General features: G+C 55.9%; 11 protein-coding genes. 2 read left to right on the forward strand and 9 right to left on the reverse strand.

The genetic code is table 11. The annotated features are described in order from the left end of the window. The first annotated feature begins 338 nt into the window (after window positions 1-338). Window positions 339-554 carry a hypothetical protein gene (locus V7080_RS05445; RefSeq protein WP_334187393.1) on the forward strand — a complete coding sequence of 72 codons (216 nt, stop codon included), beginning with the start codon at window positions 339-341 and terminating at the stop codon, window positions 552-554. Window positions 555-808: 254 nt separating this feature from the next. Here the strand turns inward: V7080_RS05445 and V7080_RS05450 are convergent, their stop codons facing one another. The 7 genes from V7080_RS05450 to V7080_RS05480 all read right to left on the reverse strand — a co-directional run bounded on the left by V7080_RS05450 (window position 809) and on the right by V7080_RS05480 (window position 7,866). After that, window positions 809-3,061, reverse strand: a complete 2,253-nt coding sequence (locus V7080_RS05450) for a heavy metal translocating P-type ATPase (protein ID WP_334187394.1) — start codon at window positions 3,059-3,061, stop codon at window positions 809-811. Beyond that, window positions 3,058-3,192, reverse strand: coding sequence for a hypothetical protein (locus V7080_RS05455; protein WP_334187395.1), 135 nt, complete (start codon window positions 3,190-3,192; stop codon window positions 3,058-3,060). The genes V7080_RS05450 and V7080_RS05455 overlap by 4 nt, the downstream gene beginning before the upstream one ends. 89 nt (window positions 3,193-3,281) lie before the next feature. Then, complete coding sequence (gene fdx, locus V7080_RS05460; protein WP_334187396.1) at window positions 3,282-3,620, reverse strand: ISC system 2Fe-2S type ferredoxin; 339 nt, start codon at window positions 3,618-3,620, stop codon at window positions 3,282-3,284. Window positions 3,621-3,644: 24 nt separating this feature from the next. After that, on the reverse strand, window positions 3,645-3,998 hold the full coding sequence (locus V7080_RS05465; RefSeq protein ID WP_334187397.1) for a heavy-metal-associated domain-containing protein: 354 nt from the start codon (window positions 3,996-3,998) through the stop codon (window positions 3,645-3,647). A 27-nt stretch (window positions 3,999-4,025) separates the two neighbouring features. Next, window positions 4,026-5,462, reverse strand: coding sequence for an MFS transporter (locus V7080_RS05470; protein ID WP_334187398.1), 1,437 nt, complete (start codon window positions 5,460-5,462; stop codon window positions 4,026-4,028). A gap of 432 nt (window positions 5,463-5,894) precedes the next feature. Continuing rightward, a complete protein-coding gene (locus V7080_RS05475) occupies window positions 5,895-7,157 on the reverse strand; it encodes an IS256 family transposase (protein ID WP_334187405.1) in 1,263 nt (420 codons plus the stop codon). Window positions 7,158-7,230: 73 nt separating this feature from the next. Further along, on the reverse strand, window positions 7,231-7,866 hold the full coding sequence (locus V7080_RS05480; RefSeq protein ID WP_334187406.1) for a cysteine hydrolase family protein: 636 nt from the start codon (window positions 7,864-7,866) through the stop codon (window positions 7,231-7,233). A gap of 171 nt (window positions 7,867-8,037) precedes the next feature. Between V7080_RS05480 and V7080_RS05485 the strand changes: the two genes are divergently transcribed. After that, window positions 8,038-9,003, forward strand: a complete 966-nt coding sequence (locus V7080_RS05485) for a GlxA family transcriptional regulator (RefSeq protein ID WP_442947185.1) — start codon at window positions 8,038-8,040, stop codon at window positions 9,001-9,003. 104 nt (window positions 9,004-9,107) lie between these two features. Here the strand turns inward: V7080_RS05485 and V7080_RS05490 are convergent, their stop codons facing one another. Both V7080_RS05490 and V7080_RS05495 read right to left on the reverse strand, forming a co-directional pair. Continuing rightward, entirely contained in the window at window positions 9,108-9,848 is a 741-nt protein-coding gene (locus V7080_RS05490) for a YoaK family protein (RefSeq protein WP_334187400.1), read from the reverse strand. Window positions 9,849-10,497: 649 nt separating this feature from the next. Further along, window positions 10,498-11,110 (reverse strand): hypothetical protein (locus tag V7080_RS05495; protein ID WP_334187401.1); only part of this gene is annotated, 613 nt, incomplete at its 5' end.

The following is an 11,110-nucleotide window of genomic DNA, read 5'->3' on the forward strand; positions in this document are numbered from 1 at the left end:
ATCCGTTTGCAACCGGCTGAACGAATCAACCAGGCAGTACGCTCGCATTGTCGGGAGCCGGGTGAAGCTCTCGCGCATAGCGGACATCGAGTCAGTTGGGATTTGTCGAACAGCGCTTTCGATCTGGTGGATTCGATCCACCAGCGAAACGTTCAGGCGCCGCAAAACACATCAAGCCAGAAGGCCTGCCACGCCGAAAAATCTTCGAATTTTCAGGCACTTAATACCGGGTCTGCTCGCCTGTGCCGCCGTTGGCACATTCGATGCTCAGTCGTCACCGGGCACGCAATTTAATCTTGCTCACTTCCGACAAATCTAGCTGTTTCAGGAGAACCATCATGGAAACGTTGACAATCAAAGACCTGACGGTCATCGAAGTATCAGAACGAAATGAAGACGAGTCTGTTCGCTTGCTATCGAGTGAGGAGATGAGGCGCGTGCACGGCGGCAGAGCTATAAGCGTTCTGGTTGACGGCCGGCCCGGCGGAGTCGTGGATGATTTCGCACTAAATATGGAGATCTTCAAAGGCAACATCGAAGTAAAGGTTGTGTAGCCCTCTATCCGGATGTGGCTGAGCGCGGCGAGGGATGGTCTCGCGCCGCGTTCACGCCAGTTGTCATGGTATGGCTTTGCGTGTGACCGGATTAAGCCTATTGGCCGACTGCCACCAATGTCCGCTTCCGGGCCGATTGCCGTCCTTCCCACCGGTCGCTTTCAACCCAAAGCGGACAAAGGTGTAAACGCGTTAGCGGCTTGCGTATCGCCGGTGAAACCCGAACTGCCAACTCACAGCCTCCGGAAATTCGATCAATGCGATCTCCGAAGCCGCAATGCATTGGTGATGACAGAAACGGAACTCAAACTCATCGCCAATGCAGCGATCATGGGCGAAAGCAATTGACCCGTCACTGGATAGAGCAACCCTGCGGCGATTGGGATGCCTATGGCGTTATAGATGAAGGCAAATCCCAGGTTTTGCCGCATATTCCTGACCGTTTCAACCGACAGTTGCCGCGCGCGCGCTATCGCACGCAAATCGCCTTTCACCAGCGTCAGGTGGGCACTATGGATGGCAACATCGGTTCCAGTACCCATCGCGATACCCACGTCCGCCTTGGCCAGAGCCGGTGCATCATTGATGCCATCGCCCGCCATGGCCATCCGCTTGCCTTCGGACTGAAGTCGGTTCACAAGCGCGAGCTTGTCTTGGGGCTTGACCTCACCATGGACTTCCGAGATGCCCAGCTTTGCTGCGACCGACCTGGCTGTCGTCAATCCGTCTCCAGTCGCCATGACGACGACAAGGCCGGCATCTTTGAGCATCTGGAGTGCTTCCCTTGTCGTTGCCTTGATTGGATCGGAAACAGCGATCAGTCCAAGCAACTGCTCCTCGGCTGCCAGATACATCACGCTTGCGCCTTCACTGCGCATCGCTTCCGCCTCCTTCTGCATACCATGCCAGTCGACCTTATCAGTTTCCATCAAGGCGGTATTGCCAAGGGCGATGCGATGACCATTGATGGTGCCGCGTACACCAATACCGCTCGACGACTCAAACTGCTGCGGCTTGAACAAATCAATATTCCGCTTGCGTGCCTCGGCAACGATCGCTTGCGCCAGCGGATGCTCGCTTCCCTGATCAATGCTGGCTGCAATCTGCAATACCTGGTCTTCTGCAAAACCAGGCGCAGCGACTACACGGTCAAATGCCGGCTTGCCCTCCGTCAGCGTTCCTGTCTTGTCAACGATGATGGTGTCGATTTTGCGCATGTCTTCGATGGCAGATGCATCGCGGAACAAGATGCCCTGCGTCGCTGCGCGGCCCGTTGCCGCCATGATTGACATGGGTGTCGCCAGGCCCAAGGCACATGGACAGGCGATAATCAACACGGCAACCGCATTGACAAAACCGTACACCCAGCTCGGCTCCGGCCCCCAGAATCCCCATGCAAGCAAAGTCAGCAGGGCCAGTACTATCACAATCGTGACAAAGTACCCGGCAACGGTGTCCGCGAGACGCTGCATTGGCGCCCTGGACCGCTGGGCCTGCGCTACCATCTGGACGATCTGGGACAGCATTGTTTGCGAGCCCACCTTGTCAGATCGCATGACAAGGCTTCCACTGGTATTCAATGTGGCGCCAATGACCTTGTCACCGGCTCGCTTGGTGACTGGAACGGGCTCGCCAGTAAGCATCGATTCGTCGATTGCGCTTTCCCCGTCGATGACAGTACCGTCAACAGGGACCTTTTCGCCGGGACGAATACGCAGCGTGTCGCCAGTATGGACGTGATTGAGAGGGACATCTTCCTCCGTGCCGTCAGGGCGAATACGACGCGCGGTCTTAGGGGCCAGGCCCATCAGTGACTTGATCGCGGCGGATGTCTGGGAACGGGCGCGCAACTCCAGTATCTGCCCCAGCAGCGTCAATGAGATGATGACCGCAGCCGCCTCGAAATAGACACCCACCCGGCCATCGTGGTTCATGAATGACGGCGGAAACAGTTGCGGAGCGACGGTTGCAACGATGCTGTAGCCATAAGCCGCCATGACGCCGAAGCCGATCAGCGTCCACATATCGGGACTCCGGTTGGCAATTGACTGTGCCCAGTGGACGAAAAAGGGCCATCCAGCCCATAGAACTACCGGCGTGGAAAGCCCCAGCTCAATCCAGTTCTGGTTCGGTAATCCATGCGGGAAGAAGGCGTGACCAAACATTGCCAGCACAAATACGGCGAGTGAGAAGGGCAACGTCCACCAGAATCTGCGACGAAAGTCCACCAGTTCAGGGTTGTCCTCCTCTTCGAGCGACGGCATCATCGGCTCAAGGGCCATGCCGCATTTTGGGCAATTGCCAGGCTGCGGCTGCTGAATTTCAGGATGCATCGGACAGGTATACAACGTACCCTCCGCAGCCGGTGCTTGTGCCGACGCCGCTTCCTTCGGATGCAAGTAAGTGTGTGGCGCAGCCCGAAACTTGTCCATGCAACGGGTGCTGCAGAAATGGTAGGTCTGGCCCCCGAAGGTGATCTCCTTGTCCGGATTTTCTCCAACCTTCATGCCGCATACCGGATCGGTATAAGGCTTGTCCGGATTCGCCGGTGCTTGTTCAACCGCGTGATCGTGATGACCATGCGCATGTAGTTGGCCATGCTCATGGTGGCCGGAGTGAGCTGAATGATCGTGCCCATGGCGATCAGCTTGATGAGGTTTGTTATGGTCCATTCTATTCATCCTCCAGCAAGGCATCCGTTAGAAAAAGAAGCTTATTGACCCTGATTTATGTGTTTTCCCTGGCATGATTTACCGAGTATTTCGGAATTTCAACAACTAGATCCTCGGTGGATACAATAGCTTGACACGACAGTCGCGAGGACGGTTCCAGCCCCCAGGCCCGGTCAAGCATGTCTTCTTCGCTTTCCCGGGAAGGACGAAGGGATGCAAATCCGGCCTGGATCACCACATGACATGTCGAGCATGCCCCCACCTTTCCACACGCATGCTCGATTTCAATTCCGTTTTCGAGCAATGCATCGCATATGGAGCCACCCGCTGCAGCGCCGAATGCGGCACCTTCCGAGGCATATTCAGGATGCGGCACAACCGTAATTGTTGGCATATCAACCTTGCATACCCATCATTCTCAGGACACAGCAGTTGAAAGATAGCCGGCTTGCGCCAACGCTTGCAGCAATTGATCCGCTTGCGCATTCGAATTGACGCGCACCGTCCGGTTTCGAACGTCTGCATCGATACTGGCGCTGCTGTCGATGGACTGGATCGCCCTGGTTACGCGGCCTACGCAGCCACCACAAGTCATACCTTCGATCTTGAATTGATACATGAAAAGCACTCCGGTTGATGATTGAGATTCAACTGTAGGGTTTCCTACGATGGGAAGGTCAAGTCCTTGCGGGATAAACTCAACATGGTGACAAGAAAGGGTGGTTGTTCGCCATGCGGCCGGCGTTAAAGCCGCGTTTATGGCAAACCACATGCTGTGATGTACGCTGATAAAAACCGGCTAAACCAGCACTGCATGGGCCTGCTGTGTCTGCTTTGTATTGACGGTCAGAGCCATCACAAAGGCTGCCAGCAGAAGCATTCCCGCACCAACGCCAAATGCAGCGGTGTACCCTTTTGTTATCGCATCAGCGGTATTTGCCATGGCGCCTGAATCTCCCGTCACCGAAACCGAGATGGTGGTGAAGAGTGCGAGCCCCAGCGCGGCACCCAACTGCTGCGACATATTGATCAGCGCCGATGCAACGCCGGCGAACTCCTCGGCAACTTTATGCACGGCAGTAAGCGTCATGGACACTGCAGTCATGCCCAACCCAAAGGATGTTATGAAGACCGCAGGCATCACATGCCAAAGATAGGAAGAGTCCACGGCAAGTGCCGACAGCCAGTACATGCCTGCTGCAGCGATTAGTAGCCCCGGGCCGGCAATCAGCCGGGGCGCTATCTGGTCCACCAGCTTCGTACTGACAACCGCGCCAAAGATGATGCCGACACTAAAGGGCAGTGCGGCCAGACCGGTTCTTATGGGGCTGAACTGCAGTACTTGTTGCATGTAGAGCGTCAACAGGTAAAAAGTCCCCATCAAGCCGGCGCCGGCAAACAGCATCGTCGCATAGGAACCGGCGCGATTTCTCTCGCGCAGCAACCAAAGCGGCAATATCGGATGCTGGCTACGAGATTGGACTGCTACAAATACAATCAGCAGAACCGCAGCCAGGATGAACGCTCCTGCTGTCACTCCATCGCTCCAGCCATGATCACCCCCACGTGTTATGCCGTAGGTAAGGGCCACCATGGCGCCGGTACCGGCAAGTGCGCCTGGCGTATCGAGACGGCCCGTGTTGCGCTGTCCTTCCACCAATGCTTTTGTGCCTGCGAGGACGGTCAAGCCAATCGGGATATTGATGAAAAAGACCCAGCGCCAGTTCAGCAAGCCGGTCAAAACGCCGCCAAGCAGAACACCAATCGTAATGCCCAATGCTGACATGGCACCGTAGACCGCCATCGCGGAGTTGCGCTCCTTGCCCATGGGGAAGGTGGTCGCAATCAAGGCCAATGCATTCGGCGCGACAAGTGCCGCACCGATGCCCTGCAATCCGCGAGCAACGATCAGCATCTCGGCATTCGGGCCCAAGCCACCGAGCAATGAGGCGAGCGTAAATAAGATCAGGCCGAACCGGAATACGCGGCGGCGTCCGTAAAGGTCGCCGACACGTCCGCCGAAAAGCAGAAGACTGCCGAAAGCAAGTACGTACGCGTTAATGATCCATGGCAAGACCGACGCGGACACGCCGAACTCACGCTGAATGCTTGGCAAGGCAATGTTGGCAATGGTGTCATCCAGCACAAGCATGAGTTGGGCTGTTGCAATAACAAGCAATGCCAGACCCGTTCCACGGCGGTGTGAGGATGATTGAACAGAAGATGGTGTAGACATGGCGAACTCTATACAGGCGCTTATTCGTATAGAGACATGCTAGGCATTCCAATGATGTCAAGGTCAAGCGGTATTTGAGAACACGCTTGCAATAGTTCGACCTGCTTGCGCAAATCTCGAATGTTCTATCTTGTGCAAAGCAACGCTGCGATGCGTTGTTCCAGGGTCGCTATGGATACGTCGCGACGGCGCCGATCAACAAGCTTTCCATGGACATCAGATAAGAGCGTGGTTGGGAGAAGCGGCAGTGCGATCGAACAGATGCGAATGGCGTCCGTTACATTGCCATCTGGTTTTGCTCAAAAGACGTGCTTAAGGTTACAGCACGAACAGGCGCTCCCCTGCAGCCTATGCACGGAAGCGCCGGAGTAGTGCTGTCTGGATCAGGCGGTAGTGTCAGGAATTCTGTGTGCCGAGGTCGGGTTAAAAATCTCAGTGCAAGGCATTCGTGAATCGTTCGCCGAACAGGATCGCAAACTGATTGGCCGCCTGCTTCCATGTAATAGGCGGCATCTTCCAATCTTTCTCGATGTTGCGCAAGGCAAGATACAGCAGTTTGCCGGCGGCCTCGTCGCTGGGGAAGTGGCCGCGATTCTTGACGATCTTGCGCAACTGCATGTGCATGCTCTCAATGGCATTCGTGGTGTAAATGATTTTTCGTACCTCCGGCGGGTACGCAAAGAACGGCGTCACCTGCTCCCATTGCCGCCGCCACATCGCCGGCACCGTCGGGAATTTCTTGCCCCAGTCGCTTTCGGCAAAGGTGTTCAAAGCAGCCGCTGCTGCATCAGCAGTGGCTGCCTGATAGATCGGCTTGAGGGCTGCGGCCAGCGCCTTGCGGTCTTTCCAGCTCGCCAGGCTCAGCGAATTACGGATCAGGTGCACAATGCAGGTCTGAATCTGCGCCTGCGGATACACCGCCTCAATCGCCTCCGGGAAGCCGCGCAAGCCGTCCACCACCGCGATCAGGACGTCCTGCAGGCCACGGTTTTTCAGTTCGTTGAACACCTTGAGCCAGAACTTGGCGCCTTCGGTCTGCTCGATCCACAGTCCCAGCACTTCCTTCCTGCCGTCGGCTCGTACGCCCAGCGCCAGGTACACCGCCTTGTTCCTGACTATGCCCTCGTCCCGGATCTTCAGCCGCAGCGCATCGAAATACACGATCGGGTACATCGCCTCGAGCGGTCGCTGCTGCCATTGCTCGACTTCGGCCAGTACTTCGTCGGTGATGGTGGAAATCAGATCCGGTGACACAGCCAAGCCGTAGATTTCCTGCAAATGGCCAATAATCTCGCGCACGCTCATACCACGCGCATACATGCTGATGACGCGTTCGTCGAAGCCGGGCAGACGGCGCTGGTATTTGGCCACCAGTTGCGGCTCGAACGTGGCTTGCCGGTCGCGCGGAATGGCCAGTTCCAGCACCTCGCCTTCCGGTGTCGTGACCGTCTTGCGGCTGTTGCCGTTGCGATGGTTGCCGCTCTTGCCTTGTGCTGCCTCGGTGTCGAGGTGATGGCTCAATTCGGCTGCCAGCATGCGCTCGGCCAGGCGCTTCTTGAGTTGGCCGGCAAGGCCGGATTCGCCCAGAATGGATTGCGCATTCTTGTTCCGGACCTGGGCCAGCAGTTGATCGATCAATTCATCCGAGAATAGTTGCGGTGCCTTCGGTTTTTTGGTCTTCCTGGTCGTGCTCATTGCTTCGGTCATGGTGTTTCCCTTTCGGTATCATCTCATGACCTCTTGCACACAAAAAATCTGACAGGCTCGATCAGGCTGCTTTTTTCGTGGCAATGGCTCTCTGATTGGACACATAGACGTTGTCCGGCTCGATTGCCTTACCTTCGTTTACCGCAGCAATCCAGCTTCTGGTGGTCGTCACGGCCGCAAAGCCGGAGTGGAATACGGTACAAAACACGCGGTGTATTTCCTCTGCGCTGGCTTTGCCCGCCGCATTTTCATAAGGAAGCGAGCCCGTCGCATCGTCCAGGAGCTCAACCTTGAATCCGGAATGGGAAGCATGGAATATCGTCGCAGCATCACAGTTATGCGTCATGTAGCCGACAACCGTGAGCGTATCGATGGCATTCGCTGAAAGCCACTCTGCCAGGTCCGTCCCTGTAAATGCACTTGCCATTGTCTTCAGGATGCGATGGTCGGCCGGCCGGTTCGCAACATCCGGGTGGAGCTGCCAGCCATGGGAGCCGTTCGCAAATATGGGCGCGCCTTCCGGCAAATCATGTTGCACCACGACGACGGGCACGCCCGAAGCACGCGCCGCATCCATGGCAAGTCCGATGTTGCTGAGGGAAGTCGTTGTTGGCGGATACTCAATCTTGAAGTTGCCAGTGAAGTATTCGTTTTGTACGTCGATGACAAGCAGTGCGCGGCGGGGTGAAGCTAACATGGTGTTCTCCTGAACAGATAGTGAATAGATAGTGAATAGATAGTGAAGCCGTGTCGGGACTCTTCCCGATGACCGACATCCTGGGGCCATTCAACACCTTGCGATAGTGGCCTGAAGGCCGTTATGCGATACAATCGGGCCATGACGAAATTGAATGCGCCACCCAGGAATATCCGGATTGCCGTCATCGCATTTGATGGAATCACACCGTTTCATCTGTCAGTGCCATCATTGGTTTTCGGCAATATTCACGGCGATGTCGAAAAGTCCGTTTTCGATGTGTTTGCCTGTTCCATCGACAAGGGACCGATACGCACGTCGGCAGGCTTCAGCATTGGAATCGATGCTGACCTTGCAGCACTTAAAGCTGCTGACATCGTGATCATGCCGTCATGGCACGATGACTGCCGCGCCGCACCTCCTGATCTCCTCGACGCGCTGCGCCGTGCACACAAGCGCGGCGCACGTATGGTGGGCTTGTGCCTCGGTTCATTTCCTTTAGCCGAGGCTGGTCTGCTCAACGGCAAAGCCGCGACAACACACTGGCAAGCGGCAGATACATTGGCAAAGCGTTTTCCGAAAGTGAAAGTTGACCGTGACGTCCTGTATGTCGCGGAAGAAGATGTGCTGACATCCGCCGGGGTTGCTGCCGGTCTGGACTGCTGCCTGCATCTGCTGCGCGAGACGTGCGGCGCCGAGGTCGCCAATAGAGTCGCCAGACGACTTGTCATTGCGCCTCATCGCCAGGGCGGGCAGGCCCAGTTCATCGAACGGCCTGTGCCGGCATCACGCAGCGACAACCGTTTTTCTCAAGTCCTTGAGTGGGTCGCCGAGCACCTGGAGAACGAGCATAGTATTGATTCGCTTGCCGAACGCGCGGCCATGAGCCGGCGCAACTTCACGCGGCATTTCAGACAGGCGACGGGCACGTCGTTCAAGCAATGGCTGTTAAGCCAACGACTGGCACATGCGCAACATATGCTTGAAAGCGGTGAGGCGTCTATTGAAGTTGTCGCCCAAAAGGCTGGATTTGGAACTGCTCTCTCAATGCGCCAACATTTCCGCTCCGCCTTTCGCACCTCACCCTCCGCGTATCGGGCCTTGTTTCGGGAAAGCGTGGCTGTCAAAGCGGGTTGACTGCACGTTGATTAAGGCGCGAGGATTCGCGATTGAAGCCGTTTCTCACAGAGCGCCAGCTCCAAACCGGGAAGCCGGATACCTGGCAAAACGGTCTTCAACACTCATTCGCTTTCTCCCGACAGAAGCATCGGAGCCAACGACATGGCAACCAGCGGCATGGCCAGCACAATGGTGGACGAGAAGCCTGCGTATTTGAAGCCGACCGCGCCCATCACTCCGCCAACAAAAAACGCCAGCACTAATGCGCCATGCACTCGCAGGCGATTTCGATTCGCCAGCACAACGTGGCTCAGACCGTCGCCGTCCCTGTTCCAGTAAATCAGTTTTCCGAGTTCAATGCCAATATCGGTAACCAGGCCAGTGATGTGAGTCGTTCGTATCTCGGCATTCGAAATCTTGGTGATGAGAGCGTTCTGCAGTCCCATCGTAAAACAGAGCAGCATGGCTATTAAAGTGATGCTGACTATTTCATGAAGCTGCAGAGTCGTACCAAAGATGCCAAAGGCTAGGAGCAGCGTGGCTTCCAGCCGCAGCGGCGCGGAATAAATATTATTGGCCAGGCGACGCTTGGCATAGTTGACCAGCCACGCTGTGGTGGCTGCTCCTGCCATGAATGAGAATAACGATAGTCCGGCTGCGATAGTTAGGCCAATATTCCCGAGGACCAGATTGTCCGCCGCTGAGGAGACGATCCCCGTCATGTGCGAGGTGTACTGGCCAATCGCCAGGAAACCGCCGGCGTTGAGGGCGCCAGCAACAAACGCGAGCACGATGCCCAGGTGGAAATTCGCGGTTGCTGTTCTTTGTTGGGCAGTCAGACGAACAAGGTAGTTAATAGGCATATGTAGCGCTGTCCTGCTGCGTGGTACGTTTCGAGGGGGGACGTGCCATTTTAACGGTATCACCACCAAGCGGTTTGCCGTAAGCCGGCTTGGCATGGACAGGGAAAAGACAATGCCTGCGCTGTCGGATGACTGATTTCGGATGCGTCCGGCATCGACTGTTTCTGGCCGGTTGCCACCATTCCCTACTGGCTAGCCATCGGCCTCTCCTGTTGAACTGCATTCAGTAAGCCTCTGTTAGGTGTCGACATGCGCCAGGAATGTAAGGGGTGGCAATGGCCTTCGAGATGACCTGCAGTCTGCCACAGGATTGCATGGGCTTTGTTCCTTGAGTTCATTCAGTTGGTCCTTGCACAAAAATTGCATAGGCGGTGGTTGTAATGCCGATTCCATGCAAGTTTCACTTTTGCCGTAACAAACATCAGGAGGGAATGTGATTCTGTATTGCTATAACGTGGCGTATAAGCCGAAAAACTGGCTCAGTTGCGAACATGAAGCGAGGCAAGCCTTAGCCATTACCGAGGAGGAAGCCCGTGAGAAAGTGCAGCAACAGGTGCTTTCCTACCGCGGATCCCCGCCGGAGGAAATAACACTCATGCGATGATCGTCAGATCGAAACGGCTTGCCGGATGCGGTTAAAAAGCGTCTTTTAGGTTGATGAGAACCGCTCGCTGCGCTGCATCCACTGAAATCCTTCGTGCTTGCTAATGGTCGCGATTTCGATCGGACCGCCAACCACCTTGGGACGCGAGACGGAGAACTTGACGAACCCAATCGTCGTTTCAACCAGATAGCGTGCAAGGTCGACCGCATCCCGTATGGGCATCGCTTCGATGAACAGGAGTTCGTACAGTTCGGGAACGACGTTTTCTCTCAATTTGACGACGTCTTCGCTGGCCATGCCATGTTTCATGGCAAACTCATTGAATCTGGTGCCCAATCCGAAGACAAGCCGATCAAGCGCTTCATACTCGCCGTCCCAGCGTAACCCGAACTCCTGCTCATTCTGCACACACGATGGCGGAGGACAATTCTCACCCATCAGATTAACCTCCCAGATCTCCGGCAGGGATCGCCCTGCAGAATAGCCGCACACCCGCACCTTGGTCCAGGTCGTTGCGCCATGCGGCACCGCTTTCTCTTCGAACAGAAATTGTCTCAGGCGCACCGCTATGCCTTCAATACTGTAATCATCGGCATCAATCATCCATTCCGGGTGCGCAGGCACCTGGCCGGCAAAACGCCGTCGCAGGTCCATGAGC

Source organism: Noviherbaspirillum sp. (assembly GCF_036846085.1).
Lineage (GTDB): Bacteria > Pseudomonadota > Gammaproteobacteria > Burkholderiales > Burkholderiaceae_D > Noviherbaspirillum.